Raw genomic sequence first — 21478 nt, 5'->3', positions numbered from 1 at the left:
ATAGAAAGTTTTGAGGTCTACATGTCTAAAGTTACAGGCACCGTTAAATGGTTTAACGCAGATAAAGGTTATGGATTCCTGACTCAGGATAGCGGCGATAAGGATGTTTTCGTACATTTCCGTGCTATCGTTTCTGAAGGGTATAAAACCCTGAACGAAGGTCAGCGAGTTGAGTTTGAAGTCGAGCAAGGTCAAAAAGGCCTACAGGCTGCCAACGTACAAGCTATCTGATTCCCAGAAAAACGGTGACAACAGTCACCGTTTTTTATCTCTTCAGCATTAATATCACCATTGTCAATGACGTGCAGTTACAATATGTAACGAATTCTTTGTTTGCTATTATTTCCAAATCTGTGTACATACGCTTATACCTTGCGCTGTTATCCGTCATAACGTTATAGGAGTTTTCATGCGTAGCTTGTTTAAACGGGTTTTCACATTATTTGCCGTGTTAACCATATTTTCTGCCAACCTGGTTTCCGCGCAAGATACAGTGCTCGCAGTGTTATTCAATGAACCTGTTACAGAAGCGGATGTCTCGCCAGATCCGGCGCAACTCAACACCTTGGCGAAAGCGTTGGGCGTGTCTCGTGAAATGGCAATGGCACATTTTCAGCATGGTAAGCTTACTGAGCTTATTGTGGACAAAGTGCTGGCTGACTACGCAACATCTCGAAATATCTCTCCCGATCCTGCCCTGGTTGCTCGGTTTATAGAGGTTTTCGGTGAGAGCCTCAATACCCAGAAAGCCAAGGAAGCAAAGGCACGCGCAGAAGCCAAGGCAAATGACGACGCCCTTCCTATGCCTAAGAGTACTGTGCAAAAATCTATTCAAACCATTGCCGAAGAACAGGTAAAACGCTGGTTAATCGATAAATCGCTGTACAATGAGTTTGGTGGTACAGTGATTTTCCGCTCTAATACGCCACAATATCCGGTAGGAGCGTATTACGCGTTGTTACAACAATATGCAAAGCAAGGAAAGTTGGTGATAAAGGAAGACGCGTTTGCCGGGTTATTCTGGAAAGGCTTTTCCGCGCCCTATACTGCTGTGATTGAACCTCAGTCCGTGGATTTCTCTTACCCCTGGTGGTATTAAAAAAACACACAGGCGGCACGCCGCCTGTTTGTCTCTCGTTATCGTTGCATCCGGCGTTGCTGCCACAACAATCCGGCAAGAGCTAAAAGTATCACTGAAAAGGTAGCAGGTTCGCTTGCCTGAACCTGACGGTAAGTACTGGTAAGTACATACTCTGTACCACCGAAGTCAAAGCCCTCATTGCCACCAACGGCCAGGGTGTACCATCCTGCAATTAAGTTACCGGTGTTTAGCGCGTTGTTTCCCGCCCCGGGAAAGAACGGGTTAGTGCCAGTGATATAGGCAAAGTTGTTACCCATAAAATCAATGAAATCACCGCTGTTGCTAAACAAAAAGCCCGGATCCGTTGTCATCTCGCCAGCGTACAGGCTCAGGCCAATAGAGGAAACTGCCGATACGGTGAAATCGAGCTCTGTATCGCTCATTAATTCGAAGGTATAGAAATCTATCGACATTGTGTCTTCCATGTTCCAGCCATCATTAGTGGCCAGCATACCCGTGTTGTCACCGGGCAAATTAAGTGTAAACAACCCAGCTTGGGCCATTGGAGCCAGCACAAGAGAGGCTGCGACTAAAAACCATTTCATTGTTTATTTCCTTTCTTTTTCGTTTGAACAAGGGGCCGGTATAGCCCCGTCATCTGTTTAAAGTGCGCCATTTTCCCAAGGACCGGTAATCGCAAAGGTAACACCTGGAGATTGTACGTTCACAAACAACCAGCGACCGTGGAAGCAAGCTCCAGCCCACTCTCGGCTTGAAAAGCTACGACGGTTCGAGCCATTCATGCTGGGTCCTACACTGTCCCAGAAATTTTCCGCGACACCTGGGTAAACCTGATCAATGGTTTGCACGTCACCCTGGTCCAGTGCAATATGGTTTTCACAGAACGTGAAGGTTTCACCGGCTTGTGTGAGGCCAACGAGGCGTTTGGGGTTTGAACCACCGTCTTCACACATCAAGATGCTGCCGCGTGGGCTAACAGCAATGTTGTCCGGACCATCGACTTCTGAATCACTGGTGGATTCAAATACTAATGTCAGTGTTTGCTTGCGAGGGTCGAAGCAGAATATTTGCCCAAGGTTTGCAGCGCCACCTGACGTGGAAACAAAGTAGATTTTTCCGTCGTCATACCAACAACCTTCACCGCGCTCGATAATTGCGGCGTCAGACGCTTGATCAAAGCAACGCTGATTGATGGCATCAGGGTCAGCCACTTCTTGCCAGCTCACGTCCCAGGTTGTGCCTTCTACCAGTCCGCCACGCAAATCTACCCGACTGGTATTGTTCAGTACCATAGCGTAAAGACGGCCACCAGATTTCAAATCGCCATAAGCGCCAGTTGGTTCGAATTTATAAAAACACGAAGAGCCAGCGTCTTCGGTTTCGTAAACAAAACCTGTGGCAGGATCCACGGCAACGGCTTCATGTGAGAAGCGGCCCATTTCGCGAATAGGCTTGCCATCAGAAATACCAAAGCCTGGCACTTCAAATACATAACCGTGGTAATAGCCACTGTTTTCCTGATACGTTTCTTCGCAAGACAGCCAGGTGCTCCATGGCGTCAGGCCACCTGCACAGTTGCGAATAGTGCCACCAAGACTATTATAAGAAGACAAGAAGCGGCCACTGTCAGCGTCAAACAAGATGTTAGTCGTGCCACCATACTGGGTCGGATTATAAATACCTCGCCCGCTCGCAGGGTCACATTTGGCACCTTCGCCTTGGCTGAGTTCGTGATTGCGAACCAGGCAGATTATATTTTGTTTGGCGGCTACCACCGCCATACCGTCGTGATCTGTAGGAGTGATAGTTCTGTCGGATTGTATTTGACCCGTCCACCCGTAAGAGGTGTATTCAAAGCCTTCTGGTAAGGCCAGCAGCGCTAAACCAGTCGCTTTACAAGTCTTCATACTCAGGGGGCCATAGCTGGCTGAGTATGGCAGTGTCGCTGCCTTTGTTGAAAGTGAAGTAAGGGCAGTGCTCGCGGCAATCACTGAACTGCCTTTTACAAAGTCCCGTCTGCTTACCTCTGGCTGAGCTGATTTCAGCGGTGAATTATCATGTGACATGTTTTGATACCTGTACGATTGTTTTATTAGTGAAAGTACTAGGAACCCGGTAAACCTCACGGTACGACTCCTTTTGGTCTTGCAGATAAAACATTACGCCAACTAAATGACGCTTATGCGCCACTTCTTTTACGCTTTCAATACAGGTGTGTTACACAGAGGCTGTTTCTTCGCTGCGCTTGCGGTTTTCACCCAAGGCGACCAGGAAAACCGATAACTCATACAGCAATATGATGGGCGTACCCAGTGCAACTTGTGAGATAAGATCAGGGGGAGTGATTACGGCAGCCACCAAAAAGATAATGACAATGGCGTGTCTGCGATAATGGCGTAACGATGTGGCGTTGACTAAATTCGCTTTTGCCAGTACCAACAGAAAAACAGGAAGCTCGAAAGACAAGCCAAATGCAATAATAAGTTTGAGTACCAGTGACAGGTATTCACTCATCTTTGCTTCAAGTTCAACCCGAATACCATCTTCGTTACCGAGTGACTCAAAGCTCACGAAGAATTCCCAGGCGGCAGGCATAACAACGTAAAACGCCAACGCTGCACCTGCGATAAACAAAACCGGAGTCATGATGAACATTGGCAACATACCGCTCTTCTCGTGAGAGTACATTCCGGGAGAAAGAAATCGCCATACCTGCATTAACATCACGGGAAGGGAAAAAAACAACGCGGTGAAAAATGCGACCTTCATGTAAGTAAAGAAAGCTTCCTGCAAACCCGTGTAAATCATACGTCGGTCTGATTGAGTGCTAAATTGCTCTACCAGGGGCTGTTGTAAGAAGCGGTAAATATCGGTGGCAAAGTAATAGGCCACACCAAACACGAGCAAAAAGAATACAAGGCAATAAATCAGGCGGGTGCGGAGCTCAATAAGGTGAGAAAGCAATGGCGCTTTGGATGCGATAATGTTGTCATCGTTCATTTGGCTCACCTTGGTTTGTCCCGTTGCTTTGTGCGTCTTTGATGCTGCGGGCCCGGGTTTGCGCTTGGCGTATCTGGGCATTCCTGGTGTTGTGTTCGTCACGAGACATTGACCCAGGAATGAAATCATCAGGTAAATTACTAATTTCAGGGGGAAGTAACTCGCGCCAACTTTCGTCTCCAGACTGCGCTTTACCAGACACGATATTTACTTCTTTTTGAAGTTGAGACATGCTGCCCTGCAGGTCGGCATACATTCTGCGAATTTTGGCCAGCAACTTTCCAAACAACTGAAACAGTTCCGGAAGATCTTTTGGGCCAATGATCAGCAATGCCAAAACACCAACAAAAAACAGTTCCGGCAAACTTAAATCAAACATGTTCCTGCTCACCTGATACAGCGCCCGTTGTATCAACTTTCTTTTGGTTTGAAGTATTTGAAATGTCGGTGTTGTCTTCTTTTACGCCGTGTTTAAAGCTCTTAATTCCAGCGGCGAGGTCGCCCATAATGGCGGGAATTCGCCCGCGACCAAATAAAAGTAAAGCGATGAGTAATACCAGTAATAATTGCCAGACGTTCAAGCCCATTTTTGTACACCCGTAATTTGCTATTACACTATGCTGGCGCGTGAGTATGACTCCTTCGTGAAACAAATGTGAACAAATAGTGTTCACAAATGAACACTTACTCAGATAATTGATCGTTCCGGTAACGAAGGGTTAAGCGCCTTGGCAATAATTTCCAGGCCGGTTTCCAATTTTTTTAACGGCATGTTTCCCAAGCACAGCCTGATGTGGGGGGAAGGTTTTTGGGTAATGTGAAAGAAAACAGAAGGAAGGGCATCAACGCCCAACTGATTTAAGCGCGCAATGACTTCTGCGTTTTCCAAGCGGGGCGAGTGTTTTACCCATAGGTGCTGATTAGCTGGGTCATATTGCATTCGCTTTTCGCCAAGGGTGCGCTTGGCCAGCGCAAGCCTGGTTTCAATATCGTGGCGTCGGGCGTGCTCTATTTCAGCGGCATCCCCACTGGTAATGAGCCTGGCTGCAATTTCCATCATCATAGATGGCATTACCCAACTTTGCGCTTGGACGATACGCGTCATGGCATCAGTGTATTGAGGTGGTGTAATCAGTGTGCCTACCCGCAGGGCTGGAGCAATCCGCTTAGACATACCGGATACGTAAAATGTTCGTTCTGGCGCCAAGGCCTGAAGTGGGGTGACTGGACGGTGGTGGAGATATAAATCGTCTTCGACGATGAATATGTCGTACTTCCTGGCTATTTTCACCAGTTTTTCGCGGCGGGCTAAAGACAGGGTTTTCCCGGTGGGGTTGTGGGCAGTGGGCAGTATCGCTAATACCTGACTGGTGGCGTGCTTACACAGTTGTCTGAAATGATTTACGTCGAAACCTTCGTCATCCATGGCTACCGGGTGAAGGTTTAAATCCAGCAGGGTGGCGATGGATCTGATCCCGGAAAACGTGGTTTCCTGTACCATGACAGTATCGCCCTTTTCACACAACAACATGAGTGACGACAACAGCCCCTGTTGTGCGCCGTTGAGTAAAAAGAGGTGGGCGGGATCTACTTCTGTTCCCCGTTCATTTAGCCAGCCTGCGAGCACTTCTCGATGGGAAAGCCACCCACGGGTATCACCGTACTGAGACCAAAGCGCGCTGTTTGCGCTTTCAGCTATGGCTTTAACGTGGCGACTGATAAGCGGGTCAATATCCAGTTGCGCCGGTTGATTTACTGTGAAGTCGTAAACATCGTTGCGACCTTCCACCATAGTAACGCTGATATTTCGGGCCTTTTTCTGGGCTTTTACAAAGGTGCCTTTGCCTTGAGTTTTATCTAGCAAGCCTTTTCCCGCCACCTCATCGAAGGCGCGATTGATGGTACCGGGCGTTACGTGAAGCGCGCTGGCAAGGGCTCTGACTGTGGGAAGCTGCTCACCCCTTTTCAGCTCGCCATTTAAAATAGCCTGAACAATGGCATCGCTTATTTGCTGGTAAAGCTTCTGGTCACTATTGTGATCAATTGTAGGGATCCACATAGTCATTTCCATAATTGATAGGGTAACAATTTAATTTTTTCAGAACGTTAATTGTTCTGACATTATGTGAATTATAGGCACAATTACGGGCAGTATTGAAATGGAGTGGCACAATTTAGGTTTGATGGTGGCGTTTGCCGCCAGCATGACGTTTTCTCCTGGACCGGCGAATCTCACTTTACTGGGAACCAGTGTTCAATTGGGGGTGAAAAGTACTGTTCCACTGCTATTTGGTATCGTGGCGGGTTTTCTGGCCAATGCGCTGGCTATTTGTATTGGCCTGGGGGGGCTATTTCAGCGTTTTCCTGCGGCAGTGTTGGCGATCAAAGTGCTTGGAACACTTTATATTCTCTATTTGGCGTGGGGTCTGTGGAAAGTGCGTTATGCAGAAGTGGGGAAAAGCCAGCCGTCTGCCCCGGGCTTTTTTAAAGGTTTACTTGTACACCCTCTCAATCCCAAGGCCTGGATGATGCTGATCACCGCTTATAGTCAGTTTGTGTCACCGGAGACCGTGGTAACAGACAGTGTACAGTTGATCGTTGTGTTTTGTGTGAGCGGCTTTCTGGCAAATGGTTCATGGATGGTGTTGGGCAGCGTCATTCATGAATATCTGCAGGTACCCCGAATGCGATATGGTATTTTTACTTCTCTTGCCATAATGCTCATAGGTTTATCTGTGGCGTTATGGCTGACGTAGTTGTGGCGCAAGTGATAACCTAGGGTGAAGTTCACGAGACATGGGAATAACATGCAAAGTGCAGGGCCGGATAAAACAGACAAAGCAATTCTTGCTATTTTACAACAAAACTCTGATACCCCAGTACAGGAAATTGCTGACGCTGTTGGTTTGACATCGACCCCTTGTTGGCGTCGGATACAGCGCCTGCAGGAAAGAGGCTATATTACCCGAAAGGTTGCGCTGTTAAGCGCCAGACAATTGGGGTTGGCCATGACAGTGTTTGTGCAGGTGAAAGCGGCAACACATCATGCTAACTGGCTCACAGAGTTTGCCAGACACGTATCGGCCTTTGAAGAAGTGGTGGAGTTTTACCGCATGTCCGGCGAATACGACTATCTGCTTAAAGTGTTGGTAACGGACATGGCCAGTTTCGATCACTTCTACAAGCGCTTAGTGTCAGGCATTGATTTAGGTGATGTCACGTCCAGTTTCGCCATGGAACAAATCAAGTACTCTACGGAAATGCCCCTGACCCATCTTTAAAGGATCGTTGACCTTGTCGCTTACTGGAGCATCGGGTGGGGAGGTGCTAAAAAACAACGATGAGACCTATGCGACCTGAAATAAAAATAGGCCTTAAAAATAAGGCCTATTTATCGGGTGTTTACGCTACTGATGTGAATCAGCGAGCAGCTTTGACTTTTTCTTGATCTTACAATCAAAAATTTTCTCAGCATTTTTCCTTCCAATATAGTATGCCACTGTATATGGATGGGCCCGCTCAAAAAACCGCGTAAATGACTTGGTTAGCGCATGCATAATAATGAACCCTCCTGTTGATTAACCCGCTTACTATCATAGTATTATGACAGTAATATGTCTAACGTGTTACATATCAAAAAAGTTCACCTAACGATAAATTCTTTTGATTTTAAAGTTAAGTGTTTGAGTTTTTTGGGTTTTATTTTTGTTTCGGCGAAAAAATAATTTGCGGGCATTACCACTGTTTAAGGATTTTTTTGTAAACTTCGCGGTCAAGAAAGCTCTCGGGTTCATCAGGGGCGGCTGAACCCAAAGCCATTTCGGCTTCTTCATAGGTGGTATATGCCACACCATTAACGTAAAAATACGAGGCATCACCGGGTTTGGTATCGTCCAAGGGAAAAGCATTTAAGAACGGTTGTTCAGCTGGCCGGTGATAGACCTTGCCGGAGGTAATAAAATCTGCTGTACCGTCGCCGTCAATATCCTTTTGTAGCCAGGTAACGCCCAGGTATTCATTGAAACTTCCGTCTTTCTGCATGTCGGCAATGACGGTATCAAATTGTTTTATCAATGTCTGGTTTTGGCTGGTTTTTGTTAACGCCAAGTGAAACCCTTTCGAGATCAAAGGCACTGGAGAGAGGAAAACCGGCTCTTCACTATCGGCTATCAGTAAACGGTTAAAATCTGCTAGTAATAGTTCTGTCGTCAGTATGAAAGGGGCCCGGTTGTCAGCGAATTGTTTAAACGTATCGTACGTTGTCGGGTTTCGAGACCATTTTATCTCGCGTATCTGACGGATGTCGTCGGTGTTGGCAAACCGGTTTTCAACGGCAATTCGGCTGTCTTGTAACTGCGCAATAAGGGAAATGTCAGCTACGTTCGGGCGTTTACTGCCTACAAATAGCCGAAGGGGTAAATAAGCTTTGGAATAATAGAGGTTGTCAGCCTGGTTATCTAAACTAATAAACGCGAATTCACCGTCTAACTGACCTGACGACAAAGCGCTGCCCAAAAAAGCGCGCCGCATCACGCTCAGTTCAACATCTTGATTCATTCGGGTAAAAGCTGCCTGCACAATGGTATTTAAGCGCGCAGGTTCACCGTCATTGTCTACGTAGGTAGCCAGAGGAGACGCGCCAAGTTTCACTGTGGCCATTGCAAATGGGCTGGCCACGCAAATACAAACACACAGGAAAAAACGAAACAGCTTAATCATCAAATACTTCCTTTGAGGCTTCTTTGATACCGTAGCGGTAAATGCCGCTAAAGTGTAGTGATATACGCGAAAAAGAAAAAAAAGAGTAACACCTGTCACTCTTTTAATGTGATGAAACAGATTTGTATTTTCTGTGCATATTAGTCGCCGAAGCTACCGGCCGGGCCAGGGTAGACCACGGGGCTCTCAATGCCATCTTTACTGACACTGGCAACACCAAAAAAGTAGTTATCAATAACTGTGTTTTCCAGGATCGCCTCGGTGACATTACCCACAAAGCGGCTAAACTGCCATTGCGGTGCGTCAGTATACCGCCAGTATACCTTATACCCTGCCAGTTGCGGGTTTTGTTTTTCATTGGCGGCTTTCCAGTTCAGTGTGGTGGAAGGTTGAACGGCGCCCGTTATTGTCACTTCTGCTGGTGGCGACGGAGCCCAGGACATAGCGGCTAAACTCACAGCATTCAGCCCCGTAAGCTTGGCTGCATATTCCATGTTCACACCGTCGATCGTATCACCGTATTGAATGCCGTTTTCGCTGCGCAAATCCTGATGTTGGCGGGTGTAATTTTCGTTGGTTTCCATAATCCGGATACCGGGGTACCCCAAATCGTTGAACGGGCGGTGGTGCCCGCCTCGACGAAAACGATCTAAGCGGTAAATCACCATGGTGTCGAGGTTTTCGATGTACTGATCTGCCAACTTGTCGATATACCGGGCGAGGTTTCTGCTGGGAGAGTCCACTTCGCCGCCGGTGAAACGTCGCAGACGAGCTTCATCACTGGTCTCTGTTACACGAGTGCCCTCGGCAAAAATTCGCGCAGTGGTGTTGTTAATTACCCCGTTTACACCTTCGATATTACCGATCATGTCGTTATTCAGCACGGCTTTAATCCGCCAGCCTTCCCGTTGGGCCTTTTCTGCCAGTATTTTGCCACCGAACAGACCTTGCTCTTCGCCTGACAGGGCAGCATACACTATGGTGCCATTGAAGGAGTACTTACTCAGTACCCGGGCGGCTTCTAAGGTACCAGCCACACCTGAGGCGTTGTCATTTGCCCCCGGACTGTCTGAAGTATAATCCATCACGTCAGATACCCGGGAGTCAATGTCGCCGGACATGATCACGTAACGCCCTGGATCTGTTGTTCCCCGTTGAATGGCAATAACATTTACCACTTCTACCGGATCCGGGATACGGGGTTCGCCGCTAATAACGCCTCTTACCGTAAAGACCTCAAGGCATCCCCCACAGTCATCAGAAATATGCTCAAATTCTGACTGAATCCAGCGTCGCGCAGCACCAATACCGCGGCTGTCAGATTTGGTATCAGATAAAGTGTGACGGGTTCCAAAGCCGACTAACGTGGTAATGTCTTTTTCAATGCGTTCGGCAGATACGGCCGAAGCGATATCATGGAGACGGGCGTCGTCGTGAAAAGCGGGGGCTGACAGTGCCGGCAACGACACTGCCCATGCCATCGCAAAGTACTTGCGCAGCATAATAAACTCTCCTTCTGTCTTTTATATTATTGCCGCGCTTTATGCATCCGCGGCTTTATATAAATGCGTAAGCGTCGCCAAATAGTGTGTCGGTGCTCAAACCACAGGTGGCAAAATCATCCCTGGCTACTTTAGCCATTTCGAAACGACCGGCAATATAAACGTGCTTGGATGACATCTCAGGGTGGTCACTCATCACTGCTTTATGAACCCAGCCTGTTTTGCCTTGCCAGCCATCTTCAGGAAATTCTACTACCGGTTTAAATTGGAAGTGGGGGTGTCTGGCTGCTAATGCTGTGAGTTCATCGAACAGGTAGAGGTCTTGTTTGTGTTTACCTCCCCAGTACAGAGTGACGCGGGCGTCGGGCTTTTCATGCAGCACTTGCTGAAGAATAGACCAGGTGTAGGAGAAACCAGTACCGCCGGCAATGAGGATAATATCGGCTTCAGCAGACTGTAAGCCGGCATTGCCATGGCCACCACTTAGGGTTATTTCACCCTCGGTACGCATTTTATCCAGAACTTCAGTGGCGTAGGTGTTTTTCTCGTCAGCGCCTATGTGCAATTCTATACGACCATTGTCATAAGCCGGATTTGCGATGGAAAACGGCCGCTGATCTTTCTCGCCCATATGAACCATGATGTACTGACCGGCCTTAAAATTCACAGGCTGCGCTGGCGTTAACTCAACTTTAAAAACGACCTCAGTCAACGGCGTGATTGCCGTAACCTTACACTGAAATTCCGACATATTTACTCTTTAATTGCTTGAAGTTATGACGCTTCTGCTTGTCGCCTGCGCCCTGTTCCTTACTCCATGATACCAAGACTGTCCCAGATGTCATCAACGCGCTGCTTCACGTGTTCATCCATAACAATAGGCGTACCCCATTCCCTGTCTGTCTCGCCGGGCATTTTATTGGTGGCGTCCATTCCCATTTTGGAACCCAAGCCAGATACAGGAGATGCAAAGTCGAGGTAGTCTATGGGGGTGTTTTCGATCATGACAGTGTCCCGTGCCGGGTCCATACGTGTCGTGATCGCCCATATCACATCTTCCCAGTTGCGAGCGTCTACATCATCGTCACACACAATGACAAATTTGGTGTACATAAATTGCCTGAGGAAAGACCATACTCCCATCATGACCCGCTTGGCGTGGCCGGGGTATTGTTTTTTCATGGTAACCACCGCCATGCGGTAAGAACAGCCCTCTGGCGGCAGGTAAAAATCGACAATTTCCGGGAATTGCTTCTGTAAAATCGGCACGAAAACTTCGTTTAATGCGACGCCAAGAATAGCCGGTTCGTCAGGCGGACGACCGGTATAGGTAGAGTGGTAAATGGGTTTTTTTCGGTGAGTAATGTGGGTCACAGTGAACACCGGAAAGTCATCTACTTCATTGTAGTATCCGGTGTGGTCGCCGTAAGGGCCTTCTGGCGCCAATTCGCCTTGTTCAATATAGCCTTCAAGGACAATTTCCGCACTGGCCGGTACTTGCAGTGAATTGGAAACTGATTTCACGACTTCAGTTTTGCCGCCCCTTAGTAAGCCGGCAAAAGCGTATTCAGAAAGGGTATCTGGCACAGGTGTTACCGCGCCTAAAATGGTGGCGGGATCGGCACCTAGTGCAACTGAAACCGGGTAGGGTTCGCCGGGATGTGTCTGGCACCACTCGCGAAAATCCAGAGCACCGCCCCGGTGAGACAACCAACGCATGATCACTTTGTTTTTGGCTATCACCTGCTGCCGGTAAATTCCCAAATTCTGGCGCTTCTTGTGAGGACCTTTTGAAACGGTTAACCCCCAGGTAATGAGTGGGGCTGCATCGCCTGGCCAGCATCGCTGGATGGGCAGGGCGGTTAAATCTACGTCGTCTCCCGAAATAATGACTTCCTGGCACGGGGCTTTTTTCACCTCCCTGACCGGCATATTCAGCACTTGTTTGAATACGGGGAGTTTTTCCCACAAGTCTTTTAACCCTTTTGGGGGTTCCGGTTCTTTTAAATATGCCAGCAGTTTACCTACTTCACGGAGTGCATGCACAGAGGTTTGGCCCATACCCAGCGCTACCCGTTCCGGGGTGCCGAACAGGTTTGCCAACACGGGGATAGTTGACCCCTTGGGATTCTCGAACAACAGTGCCGGTCCTTTAGCGCGAAGGGTGCGGTCAGCAATTTCTGTCATTTCAAGGTCAGTATCGATTTCCCTGGATATGCGTTTTAACTCACCCCGCGCTTCGAGTTGCTCAATAAAGTCTCGCAAATCTTTGTATTTCATCGTGTTCGTGTGCTATGCCTAAGTGATGTCGTAACGGGAAGTATATCATTGAATAGCACGGTCGTTTTAGCTCCGTGCATCTGTGTCATAAACTTAATTTTTGTCACCGGAGGGCAGGTGAAATCACCGCGTCAAATGCGCATGCGACCAATGACGAGGCATTTGAACCAAATTAATCTGGACAGTCAGGGCAAATGGTAGTGTTATACAGATACGCGCTGCACTCTGCCTGAAGAATCTTAAGTGAGTGGCGTGAATCAAACAATATAATCAGGAGAATGTGATGGTGTTAGTAGATCAGGACATGGTCGACGAGTTAAACCTTATTCTGAAGTTTCCCACCACCAGCCTTATGCAAGGGCTTAAAATCCATCATGACGCCAGCCAATCCGTGGTGCATGCAGCAGAGCGGCTCTACGCCAAGGGCGTAATTACTCAGCCCGATGGCGGTTATCTTACCGATTTGGGTATTGACCTGGCAGAACACGCCCGTCGTATTCAGTTAGCACTGTCAATGAAGCTCAACTAGCACCTGGCGCAAAGTTATGTCACAGAATGAAGCGCAAATTTTTCTGTGACATTTCAGAAATTGCGTTTTTGGTCGATACTAACAACAATGATGCAGTATCTTATTGCTTGTCACCTTGTTTTGGTAAATTCACGGGTCGTATCGATGAAAACACGTCTATCACTGCTGCTATGTTCTTTCGCCTGTCTGTTTGCGCCGGTATTTTCTGTCGCCCAGGAAATTAAAGCTGTTCAGTTGTACACCCAGGATGAACTGATTGGCATGATAAACAAAAACACCCATCTCACTCGCATGGTGACGGATCGTTGTCAGTTGGTGCAGGACGTAGAGGCCCATGCCGAAGTGCTCAAAGAGCCGGCCTTTCAATTTCTATGGGGCGACATGCTGGCATGGGGGGTGTGTGTCGATGCGAACCCTAAACGAGGCATTCGCTACATGCAGGAAGCGGCTGAACAAGGGTTGCCGGCGGCACTGGAACAGCTCGGGCGGTACTATTCAAAAGGTACCTTGGTGCAAACCGATAAAAAGCGCGCGGTGATTTATTTGCGCGAGGCTGCAGCCCTTGGCAATATTAACGCGCTATTGCAATTGGCACAGCTATTTGTTGATGGTTATGGCAGCCCTTACGATTACGAAGATACATACCATTGGTTGTACAATGCCATTACAGATGACAAGCAAATTCACGCCAAAATTGCCGGTTATCTGACGAAGCTGGAAAAGCTAATGCATCCCAGGGCCGTAAGAAAAGCCCGCCGGCCATTAAACAGCTAGCGGGCATTGGAAAATAGACCCGTTAGCCTAGTAACTCGTCGGCTGTGTAAGTTTCTGTGTGGACGTCTGCAATAGTGAATGTTTCTTCCGTGATTGTGCTGACGTAAATCCATTTCGCTTCTACATTTTCATGGGTAAAGCGCACCGTCATGTAGCCTCGCTGACGCAAATCACAGTAATGTAGATCTTTGACTATCAAGGGAAGCGCTTCCGACAATTGCCTGGCTTGTTGCTCATCCAGCTCTAAGTAGCTTTCCATGCCGGGGGACGACACACTGGACGTGCCCAATTCGACGCCTATTTTATTGCCGGCGTCGGTCGTGAGGTAGCTACCCCAGCCATTGTGGGTATCACCGGCAAACACGATGGCGGGTTTGCCCTTTTCGGCGAACTTGGTGTAAATCAATTCCCTTTCCTCGGGGTATCCATCCCATGCATCCAGGTTGTAAGCCATGGTGGTGTTCAACCGGTGCAACACGTCGTCGCCGACTGATTGCCCTGCCATCATTTGCTTGCGATAGCCCGCTAACTCAGCGATTTTTTCGCCAATTTTCTCGCGAGGCGTGCCGCTGAAGATTTCAGCGGGGAAGTGCATTTTTGCCATTAGTACCTGCTGGCCCAGTGCCTGCCAGGCAGACTGGCTATTGTCTATTTGTTCAAACAGCCATTGGCGTTGTTGGCTGCCGAGCAAGGTTCGGTTTGGGGCCATTAAATCTGAGGCAAACCCAATATTGTCAAACTCCCCGGTTTGCGGGTTGGTGTAGTCGGCGTAGCTGAGTTGTTTGTCTCGGCCTATAACCCGGGTGTCCAGCATATACAATGAGAGCAGATCGCCAAATTCGAATGTGCGATAAATAATGGGGTCTGTGTCACCCATTGGTGGACGAATGGGCATCCATTCGAAATAAGCCTGCACTGCTGCAGCCCGGCGGGCAAAGAAATCACCTTCATCTGGCTGGTGGTTTTCAGCGCCAGTGGTGTACACGTCATTGGTGATTTCGTGATCGTCCCATACCACAATGAAGGGTTTGCGTTGATGCAGTGCGCGGAGCCCCTTATCTGTGCGATAGACCGCATAGCGATTGCGGTAGTCAGCCAGGGTAACTATCTCCCCTGTGTTGTTATCTGCGAAGGTTCGGCCCAATGCTTCTGCGTGGTCGGTTGCCCATTCGCCAGCGCCGTACTCGTAGATGTAATCACCTAAGTGGAGAACAAAGTCGATACTGTCGTCGTTTGCTGCAGCCGTGTATGCATTAAAGAAGCCTGCTGGATAATTTGAGCAGGAAAACAGGGCCAGGTTGAGTTCGCTGACGTTGCCCGTTGGCAGTGTGCGGGTTTCCCCTGTATCTGAGACGTTTTCTGCGGTAAGGAAGCGATAGTAATAGCGCGTACCGGGCGATAACTCGCGCACATCCACCTTGACGGTATAATCGCGGTTTGCACTGGCCTTGGCATCACCACTTCTGATTACATCGGTAAACTCTTTATCTCGGGCCAGCTCCCAGCGGACATTTGCCACCGGTGAGTTAGTTTCAGGCAAGGCCCGGGTCCACAGCATAATGCTGGATTGCGATGGATCACCACTGGCGATGCCATGGCTGAACAGCACGGCATTTTGCGGCAGGTTGTTGCCAGAAGCACAGCCGGTGAGGTGTGTGGAGAGTACTACGCCCCCGCCTAATGCAGATGAGAGCTTGAGAAAGAGTCGACGATCCATAAGTTACCTTTTAATACTTCACATATCATGGACTACAAAAGTAAACCAGATATATGACGGATGCGTTTCAATGTTGCAGAGAAAACCGGGAACAATTCATTGTTTTGAGTGAATAACTGTTATACTGACGACAAAGAAATTTAATCAAGAGAGTTCATGAGCGACGATCCCCATTTCCAACGAGAAAAAGAAAAGTACGATAATCCGGTCGCGAGCCGGGAGTTTTTAATGTCTGTTATGAAAGAGCAGGGTAAACCACTGTCTTTTCTTGAAATCTGTTCGTTGGTCAACGCTTTCGAGGAGGACAGTCGTATAGGTATTCAGCGCCGGTTGCGCGCAATGGAGCGTCAGGGGCAGGTGCAGTTTACCAAGCACAAGAAATATGCTCTGCAAAACAAAGACGAGTTAATCCGGGGGCGAGTGATTGGCCATCGTGATGGCTATGGTTTTTTGCGACCTGAAGACAACAGCGGTGATTTATTTATTTCCGCCGGCCAGATGAACCTGTTCATGCACGACGATATTGTAGAGGCCAGAGAAAGTGGTACAGACCGTCGTGGTCGGCGCGAGGCTTTTATCAATCAGGTGATTGAACCTCGCAGTGAACCAATTGTTGGGCGCTTTTTCACCGAAAAAGGTTTAGCGGTAGTCGTGCCTGATGACAGCCGCTTGCAACACGAAATTATCATTCCGCCAGAAGCCACAAAAGGGGCGAGAATGGGGCAGGTTGTGGTGGTCGAAATTACACAAAGACCCCGTCGTCGCGTAAGTCCTGTGGGCAAAATTGTAGAAATTCTTGGCGAGCACATGGCGCCGGGAATGGAAATCGAAATGGCGTTGCGAACCTTTGATATTCCCCACGTGTGGCCAAACGCCGTCGAGCGCTATGTGAAGCGATTTGGTGAAACGGTACCGGAAGACGCGAAAAACGGCCGTATAGATTTACGTCAGCTCCCGTTGGTTACCATCGATGGTGAGGATGCCAGAGATTTCGATGATGCCGTTTTTTGTGAGCCTCTCGACAACGGCGGCTGGCAATTGTGGGTGGCTATTGCCGATGTCAGCAGCTACGTAAAGCTGGGCACCGCGTTAGATAATGAAGCGCAAAACCGGGGAAACTCGGTGTATTTTCCCGAACAGGTTATTCCCATGTTGCCGGAGGTACTGTCAAACGGATTGTGTTCGTTGAATCCCGAGGTTGACCGCTTGTGTATGGTATGCGAAATGACCATTTCCGAGCAGGGCAACCTGGACAGTTTCCAATTTTACGAAGCGGTAATGAATTCCCACGCCCGCTTAACTTACACCAAAGTGTGGCAGATTTTGCAGGGCGACAAAGCACTGCATCAGCGTTATGAAGCGCAGGTCCCTCACTTGCGCAACTTACACGATTTGTACCGGGCGTTGAAAAAGTCCCGGGCTCAGCGCGGCGCTATCGAATTTGAAACCCAGGAAAGCAAATTTGTTTTCAACGCCCAACGAAAAATTGAAAACATAGTGCCGGTGGTGCGCAACGATGCGCACAAGATGATTGAAGAGTGTATGATCATGGCAAATGTGAGTGCGGCACAGTTTCTCGAGCAGCATTCAATGCCAGCATTGTACCGCGTTCACGATAAACCAGACGCAGACCGGCTCACGGCATTTACCTCTTACTTAAAGGAAGTGGGCATTCCTCATCGCATTACTGAAGATGCCAGACCCGCGGATTTCACTGATGTCGTCTTAAAAACCCGTCAGCGACCTGATCAGGAGCTCATTCAAACCATGTTGCTGCGGTCAATGAAACAAGCGGTGTACGATGGTGATAACCTTGGGCACTTTGGCCTTGCACTCGATGCGTATGCGCACTTTACCTCTCCCATTCGTCGCTATCCCGACCTTGTGGTGCACCGCGCTATAAAAGCTATATTGAAGAAGCAAAAGCAGAAAGTGACCGGGGCAAAAGCCTACACCGACGAAGAAATTAGTCAGCTTGGCGAGCAATGCTCAATGACAGAGCGTCGGGCCGATGACGCTACTCGCGACGTCGCAGACTGGCTCAAATGCGAGTTTATGCAAGACCACGTTGGCAGTAGCTTTGAAGGCGTCGTGAGCTCTGTGACTAATTTTGGTTTGTTTGTTCGTATCACCGATTATCACATCGATGGTTTGGTACACATTACTTCGCTGGATGACGACTACTACCGTTACGATGACGTAAAGCAAACGCTAAACGGCGAATCTGGTGCGCGACAGTTTAGGCTGGGCGACACACTGACCGTTAAAGTCGCAGCGGTAAATTTAGACGAGCGAAAAATTGATCTGGTGCTCGATAGCACTGTGTTGCGTGGGCCTGGTGGTAAGAAGGTGCCGGTGAGAAGCGCGGCTAAAAAAGACAAACCCGGTGGCGATAAGCGGGGGCGCTCTGAATCACGAGGCAAGGGAAAGCCGCGGGCAGACAACAAAAGCAAAACGGAACGGGTTTCGAAGAGCCCGAAATCGAAATCCCGGGCAAATAAAGGCAGAAAGAAGTAAATGGCACAACAAGAGTGGCTATACGGTTTGCACGCCATGCAGGCCGTACTGGAAAATGAACCTGAGCGCGTATTAGAAGTACTGGTGTTAAAGGGCCGGGATGATGACAGGTTAAAGCAGGTTATAAACCAGGCCCGTCGATTTGGCATCAGCGTTCAGTTTTGTCAGCGCAAAGTGCTGGACGATAAGGTAAACGGCGAGCAACACCAGGGCGTGGTGGCAAGAGCCAAGCCAGGAAGAGTGATGGATGAAGCCGACCTTGATGCCATACTCGAACGGCACGATGAACCCTTTCTTTTAGTGCTCGATGGGGTCACCGACCCGCATAATATTGGTGCCTGTTTGCGTACTGCTGATGCTGCCGGCGTTCAGGCGCTAGTGGTGCCGAAAGATAAGTCCGCCGGGTTAACGGCGACGGCGAGAAAAGTAGCGTGTGGAGCGGCAGAGTCTGTGCCGCTTATTCAGGTTACCAATCTTTCCCGTACCTTGAAGCATTTGCAAGACAAAGGCGTGTGGGTAATCGGCACGGCCGGTGAAGCACAGCAGCTCATCTACGACGTAAAACTCACGGGGCCAACGGCGCTGGTGATGGGTGCAGAAGGCAAGGGCATGCGCAGATTAACTCGGGAAAATTGCGATGAGTTAGTGAAATTGCCGATGGCTGGTGCCGTTTCCTCACTCAACGTGTCAGTGGCCACAGGTGTTTGTCTTTACGAGATTGTTCGGCAACGCAGTCGCGGCTAATTTTCTACTGTCAGGTGCAAGCGCGCCTGCGGTGTTTCAGAAAACCCTTTCCAACTTCAGAGCACATAAATTAGGTACCTCTCGCTGACCCGTTACCAGAAATACGGCTGCGGGTGGCTGAGTATGATTTTTTTAGTGTCTAATTGCCCATTTTCAGCATTCCTTTACTTAAGTATTTTTAATTTAGCTTAAAAAGGTATTAAAAAAAACTTAAAAAATAATTGAGAATGGTTATTATTAGTACCTGCATTAGTGTAAATTCAATACAGGGCACACATTTTGAACAAATCAATACTCGCTTTAAGCGTGCTGACGGCGCTGGTTAACGGGCCGCTGGCAATGGCAGAAGATTCGTCCTCGGAAGAGGCTGTAGAGCGGATCACAATTCGCGGTGCATTTTTTGGTCAGCAAGTTGCTGATGCGGTAAAAACCCCCACTTTACTCATTAATGTCCCGCAGTCGGCATCTATTATTGGTGAACAACAAATAGAAGAGCAGGGAATGTTTAGCGTTGCCGACGCCATGCAGTATACGCCGGGTGTGAGTATTGGGTTAGGGGAAGATCACCGTGATCAAATTACCATTCGGGGACAAAATACCACGGCGGACTTCTTTGTGGATGGCCTCAGAGATGACGTACAGTACTTCAGGCCGCTGTACAACGTCGAGCGCATCGAAATTATGCGTGGCTCAAATGCGCTGTTGTTTGGACGTGGTGGGGGTGGTGGTATCGTCAACCGGGTTACTAAATCAGCCACTACCAAAACCAGTTTTACTTCGGTGAGTGGAAACACAGATACATTTGGTGCCGGTGGGGTATCGGTAGATTCCAATATTGCGATTGATGAAAATCACGCATTTCGGTTAAACGCAGCAGCAGACAATGTGGATAACCACCGCGACTTTAAAGACGGTGATCGCTTTGCCATTAATCCAACCTATGTCTGGACGTTCAATGACGACACACAATTCAATGCGTCCTATGAATACGTGAATGACGACCGGTTGGTAGACAGAGGTATTCCGTCCGTTAATGGCAAACCCCTCGATGCTGTGTATGACACGTTTTTCGGTGATGCCGGCTTTAACAATACCACCCTGGAAGCTCACATCTTTCGGGTGAAGGTTGATCATAGAATTTCTGAACACTGGTCGGTCAATACAACGTTGCAATCGGCAGATTACGACAAGGCCTATCAGAATTTGTACCCTACCGCGTTTAACGAAGAAACCCAGTTTGTTACCCTCGATGGTTATCGGGATACAACAGAGCGACAAAACCTGTTGTGGCAAGTAAATGCGATTGGACTATTCGATACGGGTCGCCTATCGCATACGGTACTGGCTGGCGCGGAATATGCGCAGCAGGATACAGATAACGCGAGAATGGACAACGTTTTTGAAGCGAACAACGATGATCAGTACGCGTTTCTATTTTCTGATCCGTTGGTAATTCCGTCCCGCTCACTGACCGATGCGGTAAGGGATCGGTCTTCTGATGTTACTGTATGGTCTGCATTTGTACAGGACGAGATCAGTCTCGGTGACCACTGGATATTGGTTGCCGGCTTGCGCTATGACGACTTCACAATTGACGTTACTGACAGAATTGAAGCCGCTAATGGCAGTGCGGATGGAAATAACGGCATGCTGAGCAGCAGTGATAGCGAGGTTTCACCCAGAATCGGTGTGATCTACAAACCCGTGGATGCGTTGTCGATTTACGCCAGCCACAGTGTGTCTTTCCTGCCGCGTTCGGGCGATCAGTTTCTGACTTTGTCGCTCACCACCGAAGCACTGGATGCCGAAGAATTTACTAATACCGAAATAGGGGCCAAATGGAACATAACTGATGGACTGAATGTGTCTGCCGCGTATTTTGATATAGAGCGTGAGAACGGTGCTACAGTAAACCCTGACAACCCGGAAGAATCTCTGTTATCAGGTACACAAACCGATGGTTTCGAAATTCAGTTAACAGGCAATATTACTAACCAGTGGTTATTCACCGGTGGTTACAGCTATTTGTCAGGGTATCAAACCACCCTTTCCGGCAATGGCGACGGCGAAGGACAGCGGTTAGCCCAACTTCCCAAACATATGTTTAGTATGTGGAACAAATACGCGCTAAACGACAAGTGGCAGTTAGGTGTAGGCTTGCTATATCAAGCTGAACAATATGCGTCGCTGAGCAATAACGTAACGTTGCCGTCGTTTACCCGGGTAGATGCGGCTGTGTTTTACGTTCACGACGAACAACTTTCTGTGCAATTAAACGTCAATAACCTGTTTGACCGCGATTATTTTCCCTCGGCGCACAACGACAACAACATCAGTACCGGCCAGCCTCTTAACGCCAGACTGGGTGTCACCTATCGCTTCTGATGTAAAACTACTACATCACCACAAAAGGCCGACATTGTTCGGTCTTTTTTGTGTTTAAAGTGTATCAATTTGTCAGAATATTCAGCGAAGTGTAAACAGTGTAAAGGTTGAGTAAAGCCGTGAACCTAAGTGCCGGTGATCGACCCTTAACGAAGTAAACTAGCCCCCGTTCCGTGGTTGGCCGGAACTCGACACATTACTTTTTTAAG

General features: G+C 48.5%; 20 protein-coding genes. 9 read left to right on the top strand and 11 right to left on the bottom strand.

The genetic code is table 11. The features are described from left to right. Positions 1-21 precede the first annotated feature (21 nt). On the top strand, positions 22-231 hold the full coding sequence (locus tag KO518_RS16715) for a cold-shock protein (RefSeq protein ID WP_216027005.1): 210 nt from the start codon (positions 22-24) through the stop codon (positions 229-231). A 178-nt stretch (positions 232-409) separates the two neighbouring features. Next, a complete protein-coding gene (locus KO518_RS16710; RefSeq protein WP_216027004.1) occupies positions 410-1099 on the top strand; it encodes a hypothetical protein in 690 nt (229 codons plus the stop codon). A gap of 38 nt (positions 1100-1137) precedes the next feature. Here the strand turns inward: KO518_RS16710 and KO518_RS16705 are convergent, their stop codons facing one another. From KO518_RS16705 to KO518_RS16680, 6 genes are all read right to left on the bottom strand, one after another. Further along, entirely contained in the window at positions 1138-1686 is a 549-nt protein-coding gene (locus tag KO518_RS16705) for a PEP-CTERM sorting domain-containing protein (protein WP_216027003.1), read from the bottom strand. Between the two features lie 57 nt (positions 1687-1743). Continuing rightward, entirely contained in the window at positions 1744-3168 is a 1425-nt protein-coding gene (locus KO518_RS16700) for an alkaline phosphatase PhoX (protein WP_216027002.1), read from the bottom strand. A gap of 151 nt (positions 3169-3319) precedes the next feature. Beyond that, positions 3320-4102, bottom strand: coding sequence for a twin-arginine translocase subunit TatC (gene tatC / locus KO518_RS16695; RefSeq protein ID WP_216027001.1), 783 nt, complete (start codon positions 4100-4102; stop codon positions 3320-3322). Next, positions 4092-4481, bottom strand: coding sequence for a twin-arginine translocase TatA/TatE family subunit (locus KO518_RS16690; protein ID WP_216027000.1), 390 nt, complete (start codon positions 4479-4481; stop codon positions 4092-4094). Before KO518_RS16690 ends, tatC begins: the two co-directional genes overlap by 11 nt. Continuing rightward, complete coding sequence (gene tatA / locus KO518_RS16685; protein ID WP_216026999.1) at positions 4474-4689, bottom strand: twin-arginine translocase TatA/TatE family subunit; 216 nt, start codon at positions 4687-4689, stop codon at positions 4474-4476. Before tatA ends, KO518_RS16690 begins: the two co-directional genes overlap by 8 nt. Before the next feature lie 101 nt (positions 4690-4790). After that, the gene (locus tag KO518_RS16680; RefSeq protein ID WP_216026998.1) at positions 4791-6161 is read right to left on the bottom strand and encodes a PLP-dependent aminotransferase family protein; all 1371 of its coding nucleotides are present in this window, start codon (positions 6159-6161) and stop codon (positions 4791-4793) included. Between the two features lie 100 nt (positions 6162-6261). On the opposite strand from KO518_RS16680, the gene KO518_RS16675 reads away from it, so the two are divergent. Continuing rightward, positions 6262-6858, top strand: coding sequence for a LysE family translocator (locus KO518_RS16675; protein ID WP_216026997.1), 597 nt, complete (start codon positions 6262-6264; stop codon positions 6856-6858). Positions 6859-6909: 51 nt separating this feature from the next. Continuing rightward, positions 6910-7383, top strand: a complete 474-nt coding sequence (locus KO518_RS16670; protein ID WP_216026996.1) for an Lrp/AsnC family transcriptional regulator — start codon at positions 6910-6912, stop codon at positions 7381-7383. Between the two features lie 454 nt (positions 7384-7837). Here KO518_RS16670 and KO518_RS16665 read toward each other — a convergent pair whose 3' ends face one another. The 4 genes from KO518_RS16665 to ubiD form a co-directional block, all read right to left on the bottom strand. After that, a complete protein-coding gene (locus tag KO518_RS16665) occupies positions 7838-8821 on the bottom strand; it encodes an ABC transporter substrate-binding protein (protein WP_216026995.1) in 984 nt (327 codons plus the stop codon). Between the two features lie 140 nt (positions 8822-8961). Then, positions 8962-10302 (bottom strand): M28 family peptidase, encoded by a 1341-nt coding sequence (locus KO518_RS16660; protein WP_252736254.1) that lies wholly within the window; start codon positions 10300-10302, stop codon positions 8962-8964. Positions 10303-10378: 76 nt separating this feature from the next. Then, positions 10379-11074 (bottom strand): NAD(P)H-flavin reductase, encoded by a 696-nt coding sequence (fre, locus tag KO518_RS16655; protein WP_216026993.1) that lies wholly within the window; start codon positions 11072-11074, stop codon positions 10379-10381. 59 nt (positions 11075-11133) lie between these two features. Then, positions 11134-12603, bottom strand: coding sequence for a 4-hydroxy-3-polyprenylbenzoate decarboxylase (gene ubiD, locus KO518_RS16650; protein WP_216026992.1), 1470 nt, complete (start codon positions 12601-12603; stop codon positions 11134-11136). 283 nt (positions 12604-12886) lie between these two features. On the opposite strand from ubiD, the gene KO518_RS16645 reads away from it, so the two are divergent. Together KO518_RS16645 and KO518_RS16640 are read left to right on the top strand one after the other, a co-directional pair. Beyond that, positions 12887-13132, top strand: a complete 246-nt coding sequence (locus KO518_RS16645; protein WP_216026991.1) for a TIGR02647 family protein — start codon at positions 12887-12889, stop codon at positions 13130-13132. A gap of 144 nt (positions 13133-13276) precedes the next feature. Continuing rightward, entirely contained in the window at positions 13277-13906 is a 630-nt protein-coding gene (locus tag KO518_RS16640; RefSeq protein ID WP_216026990.1) for a tetratricopeptide repeat protein, read from the top strand. Positions 13907-13928: 22 nt separating this feature from the next. Here the strand turns inward: KO518_RS16640 and KO518_RS16635 are convergent, their stop codons facing one another. Then, the gene (locus KO518_RS16635; protein WP_216026989.1) at positions 13929-15623 is read right to left on the bottom strand and encodes an alkaline phosphatase; all 1695 of its coding nucleotides are present in this window, start codon (positions 15621-15623) and stop codon (positions 13929-13931) included. Positions 15624-15779: 156 nt separating this feature from the next. Here KO518_RS16635 and rnr point away from each other — a divergent pair, with 156 nt between their 5' ends. The 3 genes from rnr (at position 15780) to KO518_RS16620 (ending at position 21269) form a co-directional block, all read left to right on the top strand. Continuing rightward, on the top strand, positions 15780-18140 hold the full coding sequence (gene rnr, locus KO518_RS16630; RefSeq protein ID WP_216026988.1) for a ribonuclease R: 2361 nt from the start codon (positions 15780-15782) through the stop codon (positions 18138-18140). After that, complete coding sequence (gene rlmB / locus KO518_RS16625; RefSeq protein WP_216026987.1) at positions 18141-18884, top strand: 23S rRNA (guanosine(2251)-2'-O)-methyltransferase RlmB; 744 nt, start codon at positions 18141-18143, stop codon at positions 18882-18884. Between the two features lie 279 nt (positions 18885-19163). Continuing rightward, on the top strand, positions 19164-21269 hold the full coding sequence (locus tag KO518_RS16620; RefSeq protein WP_252736247.1) for a TonB-dependent siderophore receptor: 2106 nt from the start codon (positions 19164-19166) through the stop codon (positions 21267-21269). The last annotated feature ends 209 nt before the right edge of the window (positions 21270-21478 follow it).

This window comes from Aestuariibacter sp. A3R04, from assembly GCF_018860805.1.
Taxonomy (GTDB): domain Bacteria; phylum Pseudomonadota; class Gammaproteobacteria; order Enterobacterales; family Alteromonadaceae; genus Alteromonas.
The sequence above is the reverse complement of the archived record's forward strand: the minus strand, read 5'-3'. Positions and strand labels throughout refer to the sequence as shown.

Bases quoted from the DNA above. Each gene is read 5' to 3' on its own strand.
- rlmB (WP_216026987.1), top strand. From the start codon at position 18,141: ATGGCACAACAAGAGTGGCTATACGGTTTGCACGCCATGCAGGCCGTA.
- KO518_RS16645 (WP_216026991.1), top strand. From the start codon at position 12,887: ATGGTGTTAGTAGATCAGGACATGGTCGACGAGTTAAACCTTATTCTG.
- fre (WP_216026993.1), bottom strand. From the start codon at position 11,074: ATGTCGGAATTTCAGTGTAAGGTTACGGCAATCACGCCGTTGACTGAG.
- KO518_RS16680 (WP_216026998.1), bottom strand. From the start codon at position 6,161: ATGTGGATCCCTACAATTGATCACAATAGTGACCAGAAGCTTTACCAG.
- KO518_RS16700 (WP_216027002.1), bottom strand. From the start codon at position 3,168: ATGTCACATGATAATTCACCGCTGAAATCAGCTCAGCCAGAGGTAAGC.
- KO518_RS16715 (WP_216027005.1), top strand. From the start codon at position 22: ATGTCTAAAGTTACAGGCACCGTTAAATGGTTTAACGCAGATAAAGGT.
- KO518_RS16710 (WP_216027004.1), top strand. From the start codon at position 410: ATGCGTAGCTTGTTTAAACGGGTTTTCACATTATTTGCCGTGTTAACC.
- tatA (WP_216026999.1), bottom strand. From the start codon at position 4,689: ATGGGCTTGAACGTCTGGCAATTATTACTGGTATTACTCATCGCTTTA.
- rnr (WP_216026988.1), top strand. From the start codon at position 15,780: ATGAGCGACGATCCCCATTTCCAACGAGAAAAAGAAAAGTACGATAAT.
- tatC (WP_216027001.1), bottom strand. From the start codon at position 4,102: ATGAACGATGACAACATTATCGCATCCAAAGCGCCATTGCTTTCTCAC.
- ubiD (WP_216026992.1), bottom strand. From the start codon at position 12,603: ATGAAATACAAAGATTTGCGAGACTTTATTGAGCAACTCGAAGCGCGG.
- KO518_RS16675 (WP_216026997.1), top strand. From the start codon at position 6,262: ATGGAGTGGCACAATTTAGGTTTGATGGTGGCGTTTGCCGCCAGCATG.
- KO518_RS16670 (WP_216026996.1), top strand. From the start codon at position 6,910: ATGCAAAGTGCAGGGCCGGATAAAACAGACAAAGCAATTCTTGCTATT.
- KO518_RS16660 (WP_252736254.1), bottom strand. From the start codon at position 10,302: ATGGCATGGGCAGTGTCGTTGCCGGCACTGTCAGCCCCCGCTTTTCAC.
- KO518_RS16640 (WP_216026990.1), top strand. From the start codon at position 13,277: ATGAAAACACGTCTATCACTGCTGCTATGTTCTTTCGCCTGTCTGTTT.
- KO518_RS16690 (WP_216027000.1), bottom strand. From the start codon at position 4,481: ATGTTTGATTTAAGTTTGCCGGAACTGTTTTTTGTTGGTGTTTTGGCA.
- KO518_RS16705 (WP_216027003.1), bottom strand. From the start codon at position 1,686: ATGAAATGGTTTTTAGTCGCAGCCTCTCTTGTGCTGGCTCCAATGGCC.
- KO518_RS16635 (WP_216026989.1), bottom strand. From the start codon at position 15,623: ATGGATCGTCGACTCTTTCTCAAGCTCTCATCTGCATTAGGCGGGGGC.
- KO518_RS16665 (WP_216026995.1), bottom strand. From the start codon at position 8,821: ATGATTAAGCTGTTTCGTTTTTTCCTGTGTGTTTGTATTTGCGTGGCC.